We start from the raw sequence: 20,710 nt of genomic DNA on the forward strand, positions 1-20,710 counted from the left end.
CGCTCCGCGGAGCGACCCATGAAGTCTAGCGGATGATCGAGGTGCTCACGACCACCGGGCGACTGCTCGGGCGCGTCGCAGTCAGGCGGTCCGGGCGGTCAGCGTGACCACGACCGCCTCAGGACGCACGGCGAAGCGCACGGGGGCGTAGATGGACGTCCCGAGGCCAGCGGAGACGTTCAACCACGACCAGTGCGTCCGGCTCTGCCACTGGTGCAGGCCGCTGGCGTACCGGCGGGGGAGGTCGCTGTTCGTGACGAGCGCGCCGACGCCGGGGACCGCGACCTGGCCGCCGTGCGTGTGCCCGGCGAAGATGACGTCGGCACCCTGCGTGACGAAGGCGTCAAGGACGCGGCGGTAGGGCGCGTGGGTGACGCCGATCGACACCGGTGCGGGGCCGCCCTCGTCCTCGGACCACGGCACGTCGCTGCGCATCTCGTCGACGTTCGTCGGCAGGACGTCGAGCCGGTCCCAGTCGCGGTGGGCGTCGGACGTGCCGAAGAGCTCGAACCGCGAACCGCGGACCTCGATCGCCCGCGCCCTGTCGTTGAGGTCGAGCCAGCCGAGCGACTCGAAGAACGCCGTCTGCCGCTCGATGTCGAGGTCGACGACTCGAGCCTTGCCGTGCATGGCGCTCGGGCCGCCGAAGTACTTCAGCGGGTTGCGCGGGGAGGGGCCGAAGAAGTCGTTCGAGCCGTAGACGAACGCCCCCGGGATCCCGCGGAACGGCTCGAGTGCATACTCCACCGCGGTGTTGGCGGTCTCGTGCCCGAGGTTGTCGCCGGTGTTCACGATGAAGTCAGGCTCGACCAGGCTGAGGTCACGCAGCCACTGCTGCTTGTCCGCCTGCCACGGGGCCATGTGGATGTCCGAGAGGTGCAGGACGACCACGTCACGTGATCCCGGCGGCAGCACGGGGACGGTCTCCCAGCGGATGCCGAAGCGCCGCCGTTCGACGAGCGTCCCCCACGCGGCGGAGGCGGCACCGACGGCGGCCGTCGCGACGAGGGCGCCAGCGGTGACGCGACCGCGGGTCACCGGCAGTTCCTCGGTGCCTTGCCGTTCTTGTTGCCGTAGAGCTTCACGGTGACGCCGGTGTCCTTCGAGGCGTTGGTCCCCGCGCCCGGCTCGACACCAGCGACACGGCAGGCGTTCTTGCCGTTGCCCTTCTCGTATTCGTCCGAGATGTTCACGTTGCCGAACCCGGCGTCCGACAGGGTCGAGCGGGCCGAGCCGACGGTCTTGCCGGTCACCTCGGGGATCGTCGACTGCGAGCCGTCGGACGTGTACACGGTGACGCTCGAGTTCTTCGACAGCGCCGAACCCACACCGGGGGAGGTCGAGAGGACGCTGCCAGGGGCACCGCCGCCGGGCTGCGTGCCGCCGTCGACGTAGGTGAACCCGGCGCTGGTCAGCGTGGCACGGGCCTGTTCAGCGCTCTGCCCGGCGACGTTCGGCACCGTGATGCTGTTGCCGCGGATGTCCGAGGGGGAGGGCGCCTCGAACTGGCCGCCCGGGTACTGCGCGTTCACGATGCTCTGCGCCTGCCGCCACAGCGAGGTGCGCGACAGGGAGTAGAGCCCCTGCGGACCAGCCACGTGGCGGAGGCTCTGCTTGCCCTCGATGTTGCCGAGCCAGGTCGCCGTCGCCACCTTGGTGCTCGAGCCGATGAGCCAGATCTGGTCGGCCTCGTTCGTCGTTCCGGTCTTGCCGAACTCGTCGTAGCCGTCCGGCGTACGCCCGCCGCCAGCGGTACCGATCGTCAGGACCTTCTTCAGGGCGTAGATCGCGGTCTTCGCCACGGTCGGGTCGACGGCCTGCGTGCAGTCCTTCTGCTGGCCGCCGAGCGACTTGCCGTCAGCGTCGGTGATGTTGTCGATCGCGATCGGTCGGCAGAACGTGCCGTTGTTCGCGATGCCGGCGTACGCCGCAGCCATGGTCAGCGGCGAGATGTAGTTGTCACCGAGGACCGCACCGGCGTAGAGCTCGATCTCGCTGGTCGACTTCGAGGACATGTCGTCCCCGAAGGCGGCGTTCGGCGCACGGGGCGATCCCTTGTGGATGCCGAAGGCCTCGGCCGTCTTGCGGATGTCGCAGTAGTCGAGCTTCTGCGCCATGTTCACGTACGCGACGTTGACCGACCGGTAGGTCGCGTTCTCGACGGTCATGTTGCCGCCTTCACCGAGCGAGTCGTTCTTCGGCGTGTAGTTCGTGCCGGAGGGCGCGCCGCACAGCGGGTACGAGGTGTACGTCCTCGGCGTGCCGTTCACGATCTCGTTGAGGCCGTGTCCGTTCTGCAGCCAGTTCAGGAGGGTGAACGGCTTGAACGTCGAGCCCGTCTGGAAGCCCTCGCCGCCGCCGTACCGCTGGTCGACACTGAGGTTGATGCCGCTGTCCGTGCTCGGTGCGCAGGCGTTCGGGTCCGCGCCCTCGGCGGTGCAGGACGTCAGCTGGTTGTAGTTCTTGTTCTGCGCCATCGTCAGGATGCGGCCGGTGTCGGTCTCGACGGAGTCGATCACACCGCCGAGCTTGAACCGCGCTTCGGTGTTCGGCGCGTAGGCGTTGATGAGGTCCTTCTGCGCCGAGCTCAGGTCGAGGTTCAGCGAGGTCTGGATCGTGTAGCCACCGTTGCGCCACGCGGCGTCGCGCTGCTTCTGCGTCGAACCGAGCTGCGACATCTCCTTGACGACCTGGACGGCGTAGTCACAGAAGTACTGCGTGCCGTTGCCGGCGGACGCCTTGCAGCCCTGCGTCGGGTCGGTCAGGTGCACGTAGTCCGCGGGCTTCGCGGCGAGTGCCTCGTCGAGCTGGGCCTTGGTGAGGTCCTTCTCGGCGTACATGCTCTTGAGGATCACGTCACGACGGCCGACGTTGGCCTCGTAGTTCTCCGGCTTCGACAGGTTCCGCTTGTTCGGCGACTGCACGATCGCGAGGATAGACGCGGCCTCGGCCGGGGTCAGGTCGGTCGCGCTCTTGTTGTAGTAACGCTGCGCCGCGGCCTGGACACCGTAGGTCTGGTCGCCGAAGTAGGCGATGTTGAGGTAGGCGGTGAGGATCTGCGCCTTCGAGTACTTCTTCGCGAGGCCGATCGCGAGCTTCATCTCCTCGAGCTTGCGGGGGATGGTCTGCCTGACCGCGTCGTCGTAGGCCTTGTCGCGCGCTTCCTGCGTGGGGAGCTCGAGTGCCTGCTGCATCTTGATGTTGCGGACGAGCTGCATCGTCAGGGTCGAGCCACCGCCCGACTCGCCGAGCCCGCCGGCGAGGCTGCCGACGCCCGCGCGGAGGAGCGAGGTCATGTCGACACCGCCGTGCTCCCAGAAGCGCTTGTCCTCGCCGTCGATGGCGGCGTGCTTGAGCTGGTCGCTCATGTCGTTGTACTTGAGCTCCTGGCGGTTCTGGTCGTAGACCGTCGCCAGGTGCACTGGCTGGCCGCCCTGGTACGCGAGCACCTCGTTGCGCTGGGGCAGCTTGCCGATCTCGATGTACTCGGGCAGTGACTCGAACACACCGATCGTGGAGGTCGTCGTGACGCCGGCGACCGCGATCGCCGGGGTGACCCCGATGGTGACCAGGAGGCCGGCGAGCACGCTGAAGCCGGTGAAACCGATGAAGGCACCGACTGCAGAGACGGGCTTGGTCCGCGATGCAGACGTCTTCTGGGCAGACATAGGATGCAGCCTAAACGACACCCACGACTGGAAGGCTGGCAAGGAACCGCATGACTCGCTGGGAGTACTTCACCACGCCCTTGATGATCCACAACACCACCGCCATCCTCAACAACTACGGGGACGAGGGCTGGGAGCTGGTCCAGATCGTCACCGGTCCCGAGGGTGGGCTCGTCGCCTACCTGAAGCGCGCGAAGGCCCAGGCGTGAGCGTCTCCGACCGGCTCGCGGAGCTCGGCCTGACGATCCCAGCGGTCGCCGCACCCGTCGCCGCCTACGTGCCCGCCGTCGTCACGGGGCAGTACGTCTACACGGCGGGGCAGCTGCCGTTCGTCGACGGAGCACTCCCCGTCACCGGCAAGGTCGGCGCGGAGGTCGACGCCGCGACCGCGACGGCGCAGGCCCGTCAGGCTGCCCTCAACGGGCTCGCCGCGGTGCAGAGCGTCGCCGGGTCGCTCGACCGGGTCGCCCGGGTCGTCAAGGTCACGGTCTTCGTGGCCTCCGACCCGTCCTTCACCGGGCAGCCCGGCGTCGCGAACGGCGCCTCGCAGCTCGTCGGTGACGTCTTCGGCGAGGCGGGCGTCCACGCGCGCAGCGCCGTCGGCGTCGCGGTGCTCCCGCTCGACGCGCCCGTCGAGGTCGAGCTGGTCGTCGAGCTGACCGACTGACGGACCGTCAGCAGCGGACCGAACGCAAGCAGGGCCTCCCCCCACCGGCACGGCCGGCCTGCCGCTGGCGCGTCACTCCGGAACCGGCGGCGTGGGCCCAGTCTGGACTGACTGGAGGCCCTGCTCGCGTTCCGTGGTCTACATCAGATCCGCGATGGTCGCCATGATCGTCGGGTCGGCCAGCGTCGTCGTGTCGCCGATGCGGCGGCCTTCGGCCGCGTCGCGGAGGAGTCGGCGCATGATCTTGCCGGAGCGGGTCTTCGGCAGCTCCGGCACGATGACCACCTGGCGGGGCTTCGCGATCGCGCCGATCCGGGTCCCGACCCATGCGCGGAGTTCGGCGGCGACGGCCTCGCGGTCGACGCCCTCGGCTGCCTCGGTCGTCAGGATCACGAACGCGACGATGGCCTGACCGGTGGTCTCGTCGGCGGCTCCGACGACGGCGGCCTCGGCGACGCCCTCGTGGCCGACGAGCGCGGACTCGATCTCCGCGGTGGAGAGCCGGTGCCCCGACACGTTCATGACGTCGTCGACGCGTCCCTGCACCCAGATGTCGCCCTGGCCGTCGAGCCGGGCGCCGTCGCCGGCGAAGTAGCGGCCGGGAAAACGGTCCCAGTACGTCTCGACGAAGCGGTCGGGGTCGTTCCAGATGCCACGCGCCATCGACGGCCACGGCTCGGTGATGGTGAGGTAGCCACTCTCGCCCGGGTCGGCACGGTTGCCGTCCTCGTCCACGATCTCGGCGACGATGCCCGGCAGCGGTGTCTGCGCCGCGCCCGGCTTGAGCTTCGTCACGCCGGGGAGCGCGGAGATCATGATCGCGCCGGTCTCGGTCTGCCACCACGTGTCGACGACCGGGGTGCGGTCGTGGCCGATGACCTGTCGGTACCAGTGCCAGGCCTCGGGGTTGATCGGTTCGCCGACGCTGCCCAGCAGACGCAGCGACGACAGGTCGTGGGCGTCGGGGACCTGGCGGCCGGCCTTCATCGCGGCGCGGACCGCGGTCGGTGCGGTGTAGAGGACCGTGACGCCGTACTCGTCGACGAGGTCCCACCAGCGACCGGGCTTCGGCTCGTCCGGGGTGCCCTCGTAGAGGACCTGGGTGACGCCGTTCGCGAGCGGTCCGTAGACGACGTAGGTGTGCCCGGTGATCCAGCCGATGTCGGCGGTGCACCAGTAGACGTCCTTCTCCGGGTGCATGTCGAAGACGTTCTTCTGCGTGTACGCGGCCTGGGTGAGGTACCCGCCCGAGGTGTGGACGATGCCCTTCGGCTTCCCGGTCGTTCCCGAGGTGTACAGGATGAAGAGGGGGTTCTCGGCGGGGAAGGCCTGCGGCTCGTGGTGCTCGTCCGCCTTCGCGAGCTCGTCGTGCCACCACAGGTCGCGGTCGTCGTGCCAGTCGATGGCGTTCTCGCCACGCCGCACGACCAGGACGTGCTCGACGCTGTCGGTGCCCTCGCCCTGCAGTGCCTCGTCCACCGCCGGTTTCAGGGCCGCGACGGCACCACGACGCCACCCGCCGTCCGCCGTGACGACGAGCTTCGCGCCGGCGTCCTCGATGCGGGCACGGAGGCTCTCCGCGCTGAAGCCGCCGAAGACCACGGAGTGCACGGCGCCGATTCGGGCGACCGCCAGCATCGTGACGACGGCCTCCGGGATGAGCGGGAGGTACACGACGACACGGTCGCCCCGGCCGACACCGAGGTCGGTGAGCATGTTCGCCGCGCGCTGCACGTCGGCGGTCAGCTCGGCGTAGGTGATGCGGCGCGTGTCACCGCGGGCGCCCTCGAAGTGGATCGCGACCCGGTCGCCGTTGCCCGCGCGGACGTGGCGGTCCAGGCAGTTCTCCGCGACGTTGAGCGTGCCGTCGTCGAACCACCTCGCGAACGGCGCACCCGACCAGTCCAGCGTCCGCGTGAACGGGGTGCGCCAGTCAAGGAGCTCGCGCGACTGGTCCGCCCAGAACTGCTCGCGGTCGGTGCTGGCGGCGGTGTGCAGGTCCTCGCGTGCGATGGCGTCGGCGACGAACTCGGGGGTCGGGGGGAACGTGGGCGAGTCGTCGTGGCGTGGGTCGGCGCCGTCGTGGCGGCGCGCGCCGTCGTTCTGGCGTGCGTCGTCGCCCCGGGGGTCGACCTGGGTCGGAGTGGACATCGATGTCCCTTTCGCGTCGGTGCGTCCGGTGTGCACACGGAGACTACCGCTCGGCCGGAGGCGGAGGTGTGTCGTGCAACGGGCGGTTCTGCAGGGCAACGTGGGCCTGGCGTGGGCGGTCCCTGCCGGGGTCGGACTGGCTGGCTCGGGTGGTTCCTGCCGGGCTCCGTCGTACGCCCTCGGCGGACACGCGCCGGATGCGCGACACGGGTTGCCCCGGACGGCCCGTCGTGGGGTACAGTGGTGCTTGCCGGACTCGTTTCCGGCGGCATCGGATCGGATTCCCCCCAATCCTCCGGTGTCCTGGCGGCACCTGTTCCCCCCAACCGGTGCCGCCTCTTCTATTTCCCGGACGCAATCCACGCGATCCATCGTCTGTTGCGGGCCCGGAGATCGGGCCGATCCGCGCGTTGATGCCGAACGGTGGACAGACCGGTCCATGTCGACGCATACACCACCACTGACCGACCGGTGGTACATCGGTCGAGCGACGTCGTCGGGACGGCGCGGTCCCGGGTGTCGTCGCCGGCTGCGGATCACGGACTCGCCACGAGATCACCCGGGGTACGTCGCCACCGAACGGGGTACAAAACGTCCCGCTGGCAGCTCGGCCACAGGACCTCCACAGACCCCTGCATGGTCGGACGCTGCCGCTTCAGCGCCGCTTAGCGTGCCCGCATGTACCGCCACCGCGCCGATGCCCCACCGTTCCTGCCGGGGTCGACCCCGCCCGTCCGGCTCCGCAGCGGCACCGACACGCTGGAGTTCGAGGAGCTCGCACCCTTCGTGCTCGACGACTCCGTGACCGACGTCCTCGTCCAGGGCGGTCTGTCGGTGTGGGTCGACCGCGGGACCGGACTCGTGGACACCGGGCTCCGGATCGACGAGACCCGGACCAGGGAACTCGCGACCCGGCTCGTCGCGCTCGGCGGCCGGCACGTCGACGAGTCCACGCCGATCGCGGACGTCCGCCACGGCGAGGGCGTCCGCGTCCACGTGGTCCTCGCGCCCGTGGCGGTGCGCGGCACTGCCCTCTCCATCCGGTTGCCGCGCGGCGCACCACCGACGGTCGACTCACTCGCACAGAACGGCATGTTCGACCGGGTGTCGCGCCGACTCGTGGAGGACGCGGTCACGCGGCGGCGGAACGTCCTGGTCTCCGGCGCGACCGGGAGTGGGAAGACGACCCTGCTGGCGGCCATGCTCGGGCTCGTCCCGCACGACGAACGCATCGTCACGGTCGAGGACGTCGCCGAGCTCCGCGTCGACCACCCACACGTCGTGGGGCTCGAGGCCCGCCAGGCGAACGCCGAAGGTGCGGGAGCACTCGGGCTCGACCGGCTCGTCCGCGAGGCCCTGCGGATGCGTCCGGACCGGATCGTCGTCGGTGAGTGCCGTGGCGCCGAGGTGCGGGAGCTCATGTCGGCGCTCAACACCGGGCACGACGGCGGAGCCGGTACCGTGCACGCGAACGGGATCGCGGACGTGCCCGCGCGGCTCGAGGCCCTCGGCGCGCTGGCGGGGCTCGACCCCGACGCACTTGCGCGGCAGGCGGCGAGCGCGTTCGACCTCGTGCTGCACCTGGAGCGTTCGCGGGGTACCCGCCGGCTGGCCGCTGCCGGGAGGCTCGGGGTCGACTCCGCCGGTCGGCTCGCCGTCACACCGGCGGCCGGAGCGGAACCCCACGGCCGTCGACGTCCGCTCCCGGACGAGCATCGGTGAGCCGCCCGGTTCCGACGTTCGACCCGGTCCGGACAGCTCGTGTGCTCGACCAGGTGGCGACGCTGGTCGCAGCCGGGATCCCGGCCCCGCGGGCGAAGGCCCTGGCGTCCTTCGACCCCGAGCGGGGGAGCGGTGCACCAGCTTGGGACGACGTCCGCACCGTGCTCGCCGTCGCCGAGCGCACCGGGGCGCCTGTCGCACCGACGCTCCGAGCGCTGGCAGGGGCGCTGCGGCGGGCGGCGTCCGGCGACCGTGCCGTCCGGGTGGCGCTCGCCGGACCACGGACCAGTGCGAACGTCGTGCTCGCGCTGCCGCTGCTCGGCGTGGTGCTCGGCTCCCTGTGGGGGATCGACACCACGGCGGTGCTGCTGGGGTCACCCGTGGGGTGGGTGTGCGGCACGTCCGCGCTGCTCCTGGTCGGCGTCGGTCGCGCCTGGAGCGCTCGACTGGTCCGTGCCGCGACCCCGGAGGGCGCGGTCCCCGGGGTGCTCCTCGACGCGTGGGCGGTGGCGCTCGCCGGAGGAGGTTCCTGGACGAGCGCCGCGTCGGCCGTCCGCGAGGCCATGCGCGACCGGCCGTCGCGGTCCGTCGAGGCCGACCGCCTGCGGGAGACGCTCGACCTGGCACGTCGGGCCGGGGTGCCGGCGGCGGCGCTGCTCCGGGCCGCCGCCGACGACGTGCGCGACGACGTCGCCGCGGACGCCCTGGCCGCCGCCGAACGGCTCGGGGTCCGGCTCGTGCTGCCGCTCGGGACGTGTGTGCTGCCGGCGTTCGTGCTCGTGGGGGTGGTCCCCGTCGTCGTGGGCATCCTGTCCTCCACCGTGTCGGGTGTCGGGTGACTTGTCCACGGGTGTGTCCGCAGCCGCGTGGAGGGACATGCCCGGTCGCCAGGCTGGTCGCACCAGAAGAGAAGGGAACCCCAGCATGACCACCTCCACTCCGGACTCCCGGCCAGACCGTCGCTCCGTCCACGCCCCGCTCCGTCGTCCCGCACGCGGTGGCGCCGTCCGTCGTCGTCCTGCGCTCGACGACGACCGCGGCTCCGCCACCGCCGAGTACGCCGTCGTGATCCTCGCCGCCGTGGCCTTCGCCGGTGTCCTCGTGGCGGTGATGCGCTCCGGCGAGGTCCAGGCGATCCTCACGGACCTGGTCCGTGGTGCGCTCTCCCTGTGACCGTGGTGCCGTCACGGTCGAGTTCGCCGTCGCGCTGCCCGTCGTGGCCGTGGTCGTCTCCCTCGCGATCGGCGGGGTCCTGCTCGTCGACGCGCAGGGGCGCCTGCAGGTCGCTGCCGCCACGGCCGCTCGGGCCTGGGGCCGCGACGACGCCGACGGTGCACAGGCGGCGCTGGGACGACTCGCCGCCGGGGCAGGCAGCCAGGTCGACCGGCACGACGGCCTGGTCTGTGTCACCGTCGAGCGCTCCGGCAGCGGCCCCTTCTCCTCCCTCACGCTCCGGGCGAGGGGCTGTGCGGCGGACGGCGGACGGTGACCGCGGATCCGCGGCCGTTGACCGCGGATCAGCGACCGTCGTCATGGTCGGCGTCGTCACTGCGACGATGCTCCTCGCCGCGGCACTGCTCGCCGCCGCTGGCACCCGGGTCGCGCTCGTGCGGTCCCAGGGGGCCGCGGACGCCGCCGCCGTGGCCGGGGCGGCGGCAGCCGTCGGACTGGTCCGCGGTGAACCGTGCGTCGCTGCGGACCATGCGGCTCGTGGCAACGGGGCACGGGTCTCCTCGTGTGACGTCGCCGACGCCGTCGTCCGGGTCCGGGTGCGCCTGCGCGCCGGGCTCGTCGACGTCGAGGCCGCCGCGCTCGCCGGTCCTCCGACCGCCGACGCGTCGACACACGACGCGGACATCGACCCGGCGGGCATCCCCGTCACTGTGTGTATGGTGTGCCTGTCGGCCCGCCGGTCATCGATGTCCCGGTCGACCCGGACGCGTCCGCGTCCCAGGGCCGACAGCACCATCGATCAAGGAGTCACGTGCCAGGCACGAAGAAGCTCGTGATCGTCGAGAGCCCCGCGAAGGCGAAGACGATCGCGCAATACCTCGGTGACGGATACGAAGTCCAGGCGTCAGTCGGACACATCCGTGACCTCATCGAGCCCAAGAACCTGCCCCCGGAGCTCAAGAAGGGCTCGATCGGCAAGTTCTCGGTCGACGTCGACAACGGGTTCGAGCCGTACTACGTGGTCTCCGATGCCAAGAAGAAGACGGTCGCCGACCTCAAGCGCGCCCTGAAGGACGCCGACGAGCTCTACCTCGCCACAGATGAGGACCGCGAGGGCGAGGCCATCGCGTGGCACCTCCTCCAGGTGCTGAAGCCCAAGGTGCCCGTGAAGCGCATGGTCTTCCACGAGATCACCAAGGAAGCGATCCAGCGCGCCCAGGAAGCCACCCGCGACCTCGACACCGCGCTCGTCGACGCCCAGGAGACCCGCCGCATCCTCGACCGTCTCTACGGCTTCGAGGTCTCGCCGGTGCTCTGGCGCAAGGTCGGCCCCGGCCTGTCCGCCGGCCGCGTGCAGTCCGCCGCCACCCGCCTGGTCGTCGACCGTGAACGCGAGCGGCTCGCCTTCGTCTCGGCCAACTACTGGGACCTGACCGCCCGCTTCGAGAAGACCGGCGACAGCGCCTTCACGGCGAAGCTCGCCCGGATCCACGGCACTCGTGTCGCGTCCGGCCGTGACTTCGACGACCGCGGTGTCACCACCTCGGACGCCGTCCGGCTCGACGAGGCCTCCGCCACCGCCCTGACCGCCGTGCTCGAGCGTGCCGGGGACGCCGTCGTGCGCAGCGTCGACTCCAAGCCCTACACACGTCGACCGGCCGCACCGTTCACCACGTCGACCCTGCAGCAGGAAGCCGCGCGCAAGCTCCGCTTCTCCGCTCGGCAGACGATGAGCGTCGCCCAGTCGCTGTACGAGAACGGCCACATCACCTACATGCGAACCGACTCCGCGTCGCTCTCGCAGCAGGCGGTCGCCGCAGCCCGCAAGCAGGCCTCGGAGCTCTACGGCGGGGACACGATCCCGGACAAGCCGCGCAGCTACGCCGGCAAGAGCAAGAACGCCCAGGAAGCCCACGAGGCCATCCGCCCCGCCGGTGACGTGTTCCGCACGCCGTCGCAGATGGAGAGGGTCCTCCGCGGCAACGACTGGAAGCTCTACGACCTCATCTGGAAGCGCACCGTCGCGTCGCAGATGGCGGACGCCAAGGGCTCCACCGCCTCCGTCGTCCTCGGGATCACCTCCGCGGAGTCCGTCGAGGGCCTCGCGTCCACGGCGGCGGGCACGGACGTCGAGTTCACCGCGTCCGGCACCGTCATCACGTTCCGTGGCTTCCTCAACGCCTACGAAGAGGGCCGTGACGAAGAGCGCCACGACGCGTCGGCGAACCCCGCCGACGCCAAGCTCCCGGTCATGACCGAGGGCGACCACCTCGGGGTCGACGACGTCGAGGCCAAGGGGCACGACACCTCCGCACCGCCGCGCTACACCGAGGCCAGCCTCGTCAAGACGCTGGAGGAGCTCGGCATCGGGCGCCCCTCCACCTACGCGGCGATCATCTCGACGATCGTCGACCGCGGCTACGTGACCCCGCGCGGCACCTCGCTCGTCCCGAACTGGATCGCGTTCAGCGTGGTGCGGCTGCTCGAGGACTACTTCGGCGACCTCGTGGAGTACGACTTCACGGCCGAGATGGAGAACGACCTCGACCGGATCGCCAACGGCGAGGCCGACCGCGTCGACTGGCTCAAGGGCTTCTACTTCGGTGGCGGTGACCAGCGCGGGCTCCGCACGGTCATCGACAACCTCGGTGAGATCGACGCCAGGGAGATCAACTCCGTCGAGCTCTCGCCCGGCCTGACCCTCCGCATCGGTCGGTACGGCCCGTACATCGAGACCCCGAGCGACGACCCGGAGAAGCCCCGCCGCGTCAACGTCCCCGAGGACCTCGCCCCGGACGAGCTCACGGCCGAGAAGGCCCGCGAACTCGTCGAGGCCCCGGTCGTCAGTGACCGCGTGGTCGGGATCAACCCGGAGACGGGCAAGGAGGTCCTGGCGAAGGACGGCCGCTTCGGTCCGTACGTGACCGAGCGCACGCCGGAGCCCGAGCCCCAGGTGGACCCGGCGACCGGAGAGGTCATCGAGACCCCTGCGGAGCCGGAGCCCGCCGCGACGACCGCTGCGGCGAAGAAGACCACCGCCGCTGCCGCGAAGAAGGCCGCTGCCGCCGGGACGACCGCCACCGCGACGAAGGCCACTGCCACCAAGGCCAAGAAGCCCGCGAAGAAGGCTGCCGCCCCGAAGGAGCGCACCGCCTCGCTGTTCAAGTCGATGGACCCGCAGAGCGTCGACCTCGAGACGGCGCTGAAGCTGCTGTCCCTGCCGAGGACGGTCGGCGCCGACCCGGAGTCCGGTGACGAGATCACCGCGCAGAACGGCCGCTACGGCCCGTACCTGAAGAAGGGGACGGACACCCGCACGCTGCCGAGCGAGGACGCGATCTTCGACGTCGACCTCGCCGGTGCGCTTGAGATCTTCGCGCAGCCGAAGTACGGCGCCAAGCGTGCCGCGAGTGCGTCCCTCAAGGAGTTCGAAGCCGACCCGGTGTCGGGGAAGCCGATCAAGATGAAGGACGGCCGCTTCGGTCCGTACGTCACCGACGGTGAGACGAACGCCACGATCCCGCGCGGCGAAGAGGTCGAGGCCGTCGACTTCGAGCGCGCTGTCCAGCTCCTCGCCGACAAGCGCGCGAAGGGCCCGGTCAAGAAGAAGGCCCCCGCGCGACGCGCTCCGGCCAAGAAGAAGTGACCGGCCGCTTCATCACGCTCGAGGGCGGCGACGGGGCGGGGAAGACCACGCAGGCCGAACTGCTCACGGCGTGGCTCGAGGCCAACGGCCGGACGGTCGTCCGCACCCGCGAGCCAGGGGGCACCGACCTCGGGGTCCGCGTCCGCGAGATCGTCCTGCACGAGCGGGGGCACATCGCCCCCCGGGCCGAGGCCCTGCTCTACGCCGCCGATCGCGCGCACCACGTCGAGACGGTCGTGCGGCCGGCGCTCGCGCGGGGCGAGGTCGTGCTGCAAGACCGCTACATCGACTCGTCCGTGGCCTACCAGGGTGTCGCCCGTGGACTCGGTGCCGAGCACGTCCGCGGCGTCTCGGACTGGGCCGCCGACGGCCTCCGGCCCGACCGGACGGTCCTGCTCGACCTCGACGTCACCGAGGGGCGCGCCCGCGTGGCAGCCGCTCGCGGAGACACCTTCGACCGCCTGGAGTCCGAGGCCGCGGTGTTCCACGAGACCGTCCGCCGCGCCTTCCTGGACATGGCCGACGCCGAGCCCGACCGCTTCCTCGTGGTCGACGCCGCCCGGCCGACGGACGACGTCCAGCAGACGATCCGTCGTGCGCTCGCACCGCTCGTCGGGATCGGCGCATGAGCGTGGACTCGTCGGTGGTCGCTGCCAGGATGTCCCTGTGAGCGTGTGGGACGGCCTGACCGGCCAGGACGAAGCGGTCGCCGCGCTCCGCAACGCGGCCGAGTCACCCGACGACACCGGTGGGATGACGCACTCGTGGCTGATCACCGGCCCCGCGGGTTCCGGCAGGTCGAACGTCGCCACCGCCTTCGCCGCAGCCCTCGTCGGCTCCGGACCGGACGACGACCACACCCTCCGACAGATCACGGCGCACACGCACCCCGACGTCGCCGTGCTGACGACCCAGCGGGTGATCATCACGATCGACGAGATCCGGCACCTGGTGACGTCGTCGTACTACTCGCCGTCGGTCGGTCGCTGGCGTGTCGTCATCATCGAGGACGCCGACCGCATGACGGAGCGCACGTCGAACCTGCTGCTCAAGGCGCTCGAGGAACCGCCGGAGCGCACCGTCTGGATCCTCTGCGCACCGAGCGAGGCCGACCTGCTCCCGACCATCCGGTCCCGCGTCCGTTCTGTCCGGCTGCGGGTCCCCGGCATCGAGTCCGTGGCCGACCTGCTCGTCGCCCGGACCGGGGTCGACCGTGCCCTCGCGCTCGATGCGGCACGACAGGCCCAGAGCCACATCGGCATGGCGCAGCGCCTGGCCACCAGCCCCGAGGCACGGGAGCGCCGACGCAGGACCCTGCAGACCGTGCTCGGCATCCGGAGCGTCGGAGAGGCCGTCACCGCCGCGGCCGAACTCCTCGCCGTCGCCGACGAGGACGCCAAGTCGATCACCATGGAGCGCGACGCGGAAGAGCGCGACGCCGCCCTTCGGTCCCTCGGGGTCGAACCGGGTGGCACGGTGCCGCCGGCGCTCCGGTCGCAGCTCCGTGCCATGGAAGAGGACCAGAAGCGTCGGGCCACCCGGAGTCTCCGCGACGGCCTCGACCGCATCCTGGTGGACGTCTCCTCGCTCTACCGGGACCTCCTGCTGATGGGACTCGGCGCGCCGGTCGAACCGGTGAACCTCGCGATGCAGGACGAGCTCGACCGCGCACAGGGATCGGTCCCGCCCGCGGCGGCCCTCGAGATCCTCGACGCGATCGCCCTGGCCCGGCAGCGGATCGCCGCGAACGTCGCGGCGCTGCTGGCGCTCGAGGCGCTCCTGGTCACGCTGGTCCGCGCCCTCCGCTGAACCCGGCGGACGACGCCGAGGCCCGCGCGCGATCTCCAGCGACGCGCGCAGTGCGCTCGTTTCGCGCTCGCGGGTCTGAACCTGTATAGTCGTGACCCGTGCCGCTCCGGATCCGGAGCGTGCGCCGCCTTAGCTCAGTCGGTAGAGCGATTCACTCGTAATGAATAGGTCGTCGGTTCGATTCCGACAGGCGGCTCCACGAAGAACCCCGGTCGGGGCCCAGTTCAGGGCCCCGACCGGGGTTCTCTTCGTTGGTCAGTTCGTGGTGGTGGCGACCCAGTCGATGAGCAGGTGCCCCGGCTGGCCCCAGTTGCCGGTCTGGAACATGTAGCGGTGCGGCGTCGTGGGGACGTTCTCGGTCACGGTGCCGATGAGCTCGCCGTCGAGGTAGTACTTGACGTACTGCCCGGGGACCCAGTCGGTCGTGTAGGTGTGCCAGCCGTGCCACGACACGTACGTGTCGATCGACTTGGCCTTGTCCTCGTGTCCGGGGACCATCGAGTGGTGGAAGACCGTCGGGCGTCCTTCGAACTGACCCTCGGGGTAGTTCAGCTCGCCGTCGCTCCGGACGTTCGACGTCGGCCAGAGCATCACGGCCACGCCGTTGCCGGCACCGCCGCTGGCCTTCGCGCGGATGCTGAAGGTCCCGCCGACGTGCGACCAGGCGTCGGTCGGTGTCCCGAACGTCCCGGCGACACCGTGTGCACCGTCCAGCGTGACGTCCATCACGCCGTCGTGGGCACTCGCGACCAGGCTGGACCAGTACTTGCCGCCGGTGGCGTCCGGGTAGGGCTGCCAGGCGTTCGCGTACGTGGCGGCGAACGCACCACCCGCCGGAGCGGGCGTGTCGAAGCCCTCGGAGAAGGTCGCACCGGCCGGGGGCGCCGTCGTCTCGTCAGCGGCCGCCGGGGGCACCGTGGGGTCGGGTTCGGCGCTCGACGACGGCGTTCCGGCCGTCGCGGAGGGGACGGACGGGGTGGCCGGCGTGGTCGACTCGTCGACGCGCGCTGACGCTGCCGAACCGGGCGCCGAGGGCTGCTTCGTGGCGGGTGCGGAGGGCGTGGCGCTCTGCACCGAGCTGCCGGCCGTCCCGGGGGCGGGCTCGGAGGAGCCGGCCGGGGCGACGGTCGCGAGGGCCAGCGCCGCCGCACCCGCCGCCACCACCACCACTGTCATCACACGCTTGATCATGGGAACCCCGCGGAACATCTGCCTCAGGGATCTCCGGGGTCCAGATCGTTCTCGTCTTCACCTTCGAGTACGCCTCAACGCTAACTCCGCGGGTGACGGCTGGCTGGTCTGGCAGCCAGGTCAGCGCGGCCTTTGCGGCTTCCCGCTGACATGACAGTGTGCGACGCGGCCATCGCCCCCAGTCCGGGGGGCACATGGACGCGGAAGCCGCGACGGCGGACGGGAGGCGCGCCTCCCGTCCGCCGGTGCAGGGACCTACGGCAGGTAGTACGTCGGGTTCGGCAGCTTCACGGAGCGGTCGGCCGAGCCCCCGAGCAGGTCGCTGAACTGGTCGCCGAAGTTCGCGACGACGTCGTAGTGCCCGCCGCTCCGGGACTCGATGTGCGCACGCGTCTGCGACTTGTACTCGACCGTCGTGCACTTGGCGGTGGCGCACTGCACGTACGACGGCTGCTGCGAGGCGCCGACACCGGTCCACTTCGTGTAGTACGTCTGCGTGCCGCGTCGCTCGGCGGTGAACTGGGGGAAGCCGACCTTCTGCAGGTTCGCGATCGTCGCCGCCTTCTGGTCGTCGTTGCGTCCGGTCAGTCCGATGACGGTGCAGCCGGCCCGCTGGGCGATCGCGACGAGGGACGTCATCGACGGGGTGGCCGGGAAGCGCTGGTCCTGGACCCAGACGTCCTGCTCGGCGGGGTTGAAGACGAAGTGCATGTCGGCGACCTCCATGTCGTAGGTCCACAGCGTGGTGTCGTCCGCGTCCAGCACGACGGCGGGGTTGCGGTGCTGGTACCGGCCAGCGGCACACTGCGCGGCGACGACGGGCGCCTGGCGGGCGACGATCGAGCGCATCTCACGGATGTAGGGGGAGTGTGTCTTGTCGGCGATGCCGGTGCCGGTGTCGCCGTAGTACGTGGCGATCGTGGACTTCACCGAGTCGATGTTCGGGATGCCCTCACCGCCCTGGGTCGCGCCGGAGGAACCGTCGGGAGCCATCGTGAAGCGGGTGCGCGGCGCGAGCCGCGGTTCCGTCACCCCCGGCAGGTTCGTCGAGGGGAGGTAGTAGGTCGGGTTGGGGAGCTTGAGCGTCCGGTCCGCGTACCCGCCCTGCAGGTCGCTCCACTGGTCGCCCACGTTCAGCGTGATGTCGTAGCCGAGGTCCTGCTCGATGTGCTTGCGCGTCTGGGCCTTGTACTCGACGGTGGTGCACTTGGCGGTCGCACACTGCACGTACGACGGCTGCTGGGAGGCGCCGACCCCGGTCCACTTCGTGAAGAAGGTGTCGGGCGTGAAGCCCTGGTACCCGACCTTCGCGAGGTTGGCCACCGTGGCGGCCTTCTGGTCGTCGTTCCGGCCGGTGAGCCCGAAGACCGTGAAGCCCATCCGCGACGCGGTGTCCACGAAGCCCACCATCGACGGGGTGGCGGGGAACCGCTGGTCCTGCACCCAGGCGTCCTGCTCGGTGGGGTCGAACACGAAGTGCATGTCCGCGACCTCCATGTCGTAGGTCCAGAGCGTGGTGTCGTCGGCGTCGAGCACGATCGCGGGCTTCTCGCCGCGCCGGACTGCGCGGTCGTGGATGCGCTGCAGCTGCGCCGTCTGCCGGGCGACGATGCGGGTCATCTCGCGGATGTACGGGGAGTCCGTCTTGTCCGCGATGCCGGTGCCCGGGTCGCCGTAGTACGTGGCGATGGTCTTCTTGACGGAGTCGATGTTCGGGATGCCCTCGCCGCCCTGCGTCGCACCGGAGGACCCGTCCGGCGCCATCGTGAAGGACGTCCGCGGTGCGAGCGCGGCCTCGCTCCCGTGGCCGTGCCCGTGGCCGGGCGAGCCCCAGCCGTGCGCGGACGCCGGGACGGCGCCGACGACCGTGGACGTGACGACGACGGCTGCTGCCGCGGCGGCGACGGCGAACAACCGGGAGGGGGACGCGGAACGGCGCATGGGGATCCTGATCTCGAGGAGACGGCCCCTGATCGGGGGTCGCTCGAGCACGCTAGCTGGCAGTCCGCCGTGCGGTCCAGAGCAATCGCCTGCATGTGGACAGACCAGAACGGACCGGCGGGTGTGGAGGACCCACTGGTAGACATGGCCCATGACGGTTCGATGGGGAGTCATCGGGACGGGCGGCATCGCCCGGACCTTCGTGGGCGACTGCACGGCGGCCGGGGTGGTGTTCACCGCGGTCGGCAGCCGGACGCAGGAGAGCGCCGAGTCCTTCGCCGCCGAGTACGGCATCGCACGCGCGCACGGCAGCTACGCGGACCTCGTCGCCGACGACGAGGTCGACGCGGTCTACGTGGCCACGCCGCACTCCCGGCACGCCGAGGACGCCCTGCTGGCCATCGCCGCAGGCAAGCACGTGCTCGTCGAGAAGGCGTTCACCATCACCGCCGACGAGGCCCGGGCGGTCGTCGACGCCGCACGACGCGCCGACGTGGCCGTGATGGAGGCGATGTGGACCCGCTTCCTGCCGCAGATGACGATGATCCGCGAGCTCGTCGCCGAAGGGCGCATCGGCCGACCCCGACTCGTCGAGGCGACCCACCACCAGGCGCTCCCGGACGACCCGACGCACCGGCTCAACGACCCCGCGCTCGGCGGCGGCGCCATCCTGGACCTCGGCGTCTACCCGATCTCGTTCGCGATCGACGTCCTCGGAGCGCCGTCGGCGGTCGCCGCAGCCGGCACCCTCAGCGACCAGGGCGTGGACACGCAGATGGGCATCGTCATGACCCACGAGGGCGGGACGCAGTCCACCGTGCACTTCGCGCTCGACGTGCGGAGCCCGAACACGGCGTCGATCATCGGCGAGGACGGCCGCATCGACATCGACGCGACCTGGTACACCCCGACGACGTGGCGGCTCCGTGACCGGGACGGCGTCGTCGTCGAAGAGTTCGACGGCCGCGAGGAACTGGCGGGCTACGCGCACGAGGTCCGCGCCTTCGAGGCGATGATCGAGTCCGGTGACCACGAGGGCGGCGCGATGGACCCGGAGGAGACGGTCGTCGTGATGGCCGCGATGGACGAGGCCCGCCGTCAGGTCGGAGTCCGGTACGCCGCCGACTCCGCCTCCTCCACAGCCCGGTAGCGCACTCCCGTCCTCCACATCCCGGCGAAGTCGGCCTGGAGGCTCCTCCCGCGGTTCCGTAGGATCGCTTCCGATGTCCCAGCACCAGTCCTTCCCCGACCGCCTCCGTGGCGGGCTCTCCGCGATCCGCGCCTCGATGCGGCGGAAGCCGGTGCCCTGGGTGGTCGGTGGTCTGGTCGCCGTCGTCGCGGTCGGTTCCGGAGGTGCGGTCGCGATCGCCTCCGCCGACGCACCGACGTCGACGGCCTCGGCGTCTGCCTCGACACGCACGACCGCGTCCGCCACGCCGACCCGGACTCGTTCGGCGTCTCCGACACCGACCCGCACGCCGAAGGCGCGTGCGACGCCGACCGCGACGCCGACGGCCACCCCGACCGCCAGCCAGCCAGCGGCTGCCGCCCGGACGTGCTCGATCGCCGGAGCCGCCGCAGCGCCCGGCCTCGGGAACTTCGAGGGCTACGTCATGAACGCCACGACGGGGGAGACCCTGTTCTCGAAGAACGGCGACACCCCGGCCCAGACCGGCAGCGTCATGAAGACCCTGACGACCGCGACGGCACTGGCGGTCCTCGGCGGCGGTCACACCATCCCCACCACCGTCACCGACGAGGGCAGCGGCACGATCGCGATCGTCGGCCACGGTGACGCCACCCTGTCGCAGGGCGGTGCCACGGTGTACCCGGGGGCACCCACGCTCGCGCAGCTGGCCCAGCAGGTGAAGGCGCGCCTCGGCGAGACGCCCGTCACCACGATCGTCACGGACGACTCCTACTGGGACGACGCCGACGCCTGGGACCCGACGTGGCCCGTCAGCGAGCGGACCATCGGGTACCAGCCGAAGGTCACCGCGCTCATGGTCGACGGCGACCGGGCGAACCCAGGAGCAGCGACCTCGCCGCGCTCCGAGGACCCGGTCGGACGCGCGGGTGCGGCCTTCCGGACCGCCCTCGCGAACGCCGGCGTCGTCGGTGCCGGCAACGCCCAGCTGGTGAAGCGCGCCACGACGAGCCAGACGACGATCGCCACCGTGTCGTCGCAGCCGGTGTCGACGCTCATCGGGCAGATGATCCCGAACTCCGACAACACCCTCGCCGAGATGCTCGCCAGGATCTCCTCGCGGGAGTCCGGCGGCGGTGGGTCCGCCGCGTCGCTCTCCGGCGTGTACCAGAAGGCACTCGCCACCTACGGGGTGGACCCGGCCGGCATCGTGATCAAGGACGGCTCCGGGGAGAGCGCGGCGAACGCGGTGTCCCCGGCGTTCGTGGCGCACCTCATGGTCCCGGTCGCCGCCGGCGCGAAGGGCCTCGGCACGCTGGCTCAGGTGCTGCCGGTCTCCGGCCAGTCGGGCACGCTCACCAGCCGCTTCACGGGGGCGAACGCCGTCGCCCGCGGCGCGGTGCACGCGAAGACCGGTTGGATCGACAGCGCGAACACCCTCGGCGGGTACATCGACGCCGCGGACGGCACCAAGCTGACGTTCGCGTTCTACGCCATCGGCTCCCCGAGGGCCTCGGCGCTCCCGGCACTCGACGCGGTGACCGCGGCCGCCTACTCCTGCGGGAACCGCCTCACGGGGTCCTGAGCCGGCGGGT

17 protein-coding genes and 1 tRNA gene are annotated in these 20,710 nt (G+C 71.1%); 13 read left to right on the top strand and 5 right to left on the bottom strand.

What is annotated here, in order from left to right; all coding sequences use genetic code 11:
* Positions 1–81: 81 nt before the first annotated feature.
* Both BIU98_RS01630 and BIU98_RS01635 read right to left on the bottom strand, forming a co-directional pair.
* Positions 82–1,038: a metallophosphoesterase gene (locus BIU98_RS01630; protein WP_071270306.1), complete on the bottom strand. Its 957-nt coding sequence runs from the start codon at positions 1,036–1,038 to the stop codon at positions 82–84.
* Positions 1,035–3,668, bottom strand: a complete 2,634-nt coding sequence (locus BIU98_RS01635; RefSeq protein ID WP_071270309.1) for a transglycosylase domain-containing protein — start codon at positions 3,666–3,668, stop codon at positions 1,035–1,037. The genes BIU98_RS01630 and BIU98_RS01635 overlap by 4 nt, the downstream gene beginning before the upstream one ends.
* Positions 3,669–3,718: 50 nt before the next feature.
* Here BIU98_RS01635 and BIU98_RS18775 point away from each other — a divergent pair, with 50 nt between their 5' ends.
* Positions 3,719–3,877 carry a DUF4177 domain-containing protein gene (locus tag BIU98_RS18775; RefSeq protein WP_139200509.1) on the top strand — a complete coding sequence of 53 codons (159 nt, stop codon included), beginning with the start codon at positions 3,719–3,721 and terminating at the stop codon, positions 3,875–3,877.
* Positions 3,874–4,335, top strand: a complete 462-nt coding sequence (locus BIU98_RS01640) for a RidA family protein (protein WP_071270312.1) — start codon at positions 3,874–3,876, stop codon at positions 4,333–4,335. Before BIU98_RS18775 ends, BIU98_RS01640 begins: the two co-directional genes overlap by 4 nt.
* Before the next feature lie 138 nt (positions 4,336–4,473).
* Here BIU98_RS01640 and acs read toward each other — a convergent pair whose 3' ends face one another.
* Positions 4,474–6,486, bottom strand: a complete 2,013-nt coding sequence (acs, locus tag BIU98_RS01645) for an acetate--CoA ligase (protein WP_071270315.1) — start codon at positions 6,484–6,486, stop codon at positions 4,474–4,476.
* A gap of 678 nt (positions 6,487–7,164) precedes the next feature.
* Here acs and BIU98_RS01650 point away from each other — a divergent pair.
* The 9 genes from BIU98_RS01650 (at position 7,165) to BIU98_RS01690 (ending at position 15,035) form a co-directional block, all read left to right on the top strand.
* Positions 7,165–8,208: a TadA family conjugal transfer-associated ATPase gene (locus BIU98_RS01650; protein ID WP_083392864.1), complete on the top strand. Its 1,044-nt coding sequence runs from the start codon at positions 7,165–7,167 to the stop codon at positions 8,206–8,208.
* Positions 8,205–9,047: a type II secretion system F family protein gene (locus tag BIU98_RS01655; RefSeq protein WP_071270318.1), complete on the top strand. Its 843-nt coding sequence runs from the start codon at positions 8,205–8,207 to the stop codon at positions 9,045–9,047. Before BIU98_RS01650 ends, BIU98_RS01655 begins: the two co-directional genes overlap by 4 nt.
* A gap of 85 nt (positions 9,048–9,132) precedes the next feature.
* Positions 9,133–9,381, top strand: a complete 249-nt coding sequence (locus BIU98_RS19745) for a DUF4244 domain-containing protein (RefSeq protein WP_071270321.1) — start codon at positions 9,133–9,135, stop codon at positions 9,379–9,381.
* The gene (locus BIU98_RS01665; RefSeq protein WP_071270324.1) at positions 9,362–9,697 is read left to right on the top strand and encodes a TadE family type IV pilus minor pilin; all 336 of its coding nucleotides are present in this window, start codon (positions 9,362–9,364) and stop codon (positions 9,695–9,697) included. Before BIU98_RS19745 ends, BIU98_RS01665 begins: the two co-directional genes overlap by 20 nt.
* Positions 9,698–9,740: 43 nt before the next feature.
* Complete coding sequence (locus tag BIU98_RS01670; RefSeq protein ID WP_139200510.1) at positions 9,741–10,217, top strand: hypothetical protein; 477 nt, start codon at positions 9,741–9,743, stop codon at positions 10,215–10,217.
* On the top strand, positions 10,193–13,027 hold the full coding sequence (topA, locus tag BIU98_RS01675) for a type I DNA topoisomerase (protein ID WP_071270330.1): 2,835 nt from the start codon (positions 10,193–10,195) through the stop codon (positions 13,025–13,027). The genes BIU98_RS01670 and topA overlap by 25 nt, the downstream gene beginning before the upstream one ends.
* A complete protein-coding gene (gene tmk / locus BIU98_RS01680; protein ID WP_071270333.1) occupies positions 13,024–13,656 on the top strand; it encodes a dTMP kinase in 633 nt (210 codons plus the stop codon). Before topA ends, tmk begins: the two co-directional genes overlap by 4 nt.
* A gap of 37 nt (positions 13,657–13,693) precedes the next feature.
* Positions 13,694–14,836 (top strand): DNA polymerase III subunit delta', encoded by a 1,143-nt coding sequence (locus BIU98_RS01685; RefSeq protein ID WP_071270336.1) that lies wholly within the window; start codon positions 13,694–13,696, stop codon positions 14,834–14,836.
* 123 nt (positions 14,837–14,959) lie between these two features.
* Positions 14,960–15,035 (top strand) — tRNA-Thr (locus tag BIU98_RS01690).
* Positions 15,036–15,091: 56 nt separating this feature from the next.
* Here BIU98_RS01690 and BIU98_RS01695 read toward each other — a convergent pair.
* Positions 15,092–16,027: a glycoside hydrolase family 16 protein gene (locus tag BIU98_RS01695; RefSeq protein ID WP_254787757.1), complete on the bottom strand. Its 936-nt coding sequence runs from the start codon at positions 16,025–16,027 to the stop codon at positions 15,092–15,094.
* Positions 16,028–16,282: 255 nt separating this feature from the next.
* Positions 16,283–17,968, bottom strand: a complete 1,686-nt coding sequence (locus BIU98_RS01700; RefSeq protein ID WP_071270390.1) for an HAD family acid phosphatase — start codon at positions 17,966–17,968, stop codon at positions 16,283–16,285.
* A gap of 151 nt (positions 17,969–18,119) precedes the next feature.
* Between BIU98_RS01700 and BIU98_RS01705 the strand changes: the two genes are divergently transcribed.
* Both BIU98_RS01705 and BIU98_RS01710 read left to right on the top strand, forming a co-directional pair.
* Positions 18,120–19,118, top strand: coding sequence for a Gfo/Idh/MocA family protein (locus tag BIU98_RS01705; protein ID WP_071270393.1), 999 nt, complete (start codon positions 18,120–18,122; stop codon positions 19,116–19,118).
* 73 nt (positions 19,119–19,191) lie between these two features.
* A complete protein-coding gene (locus tag BIU98_RS01710; protein ID WP_254787758.1) occupies positions 19,192–20,700 on the top strand; it encodes a D-alanyl-D-alanine carboxypeptidase/D-alanyl-D-alanine-endopeptidase in 1,509 nt (502 codons plus the stop codon).
* Positions 20,701–20,710 lie beyond the last annotated feature (10 nt).

The organism is Curtobacterium sp. MMLR14_010, from assembly GCF_001865015.1.
GTDB lineage: Bacteria > Actinomycetota > Actinomycetes > Actinomycetales > Microbacteriaceae > Curtobacterium.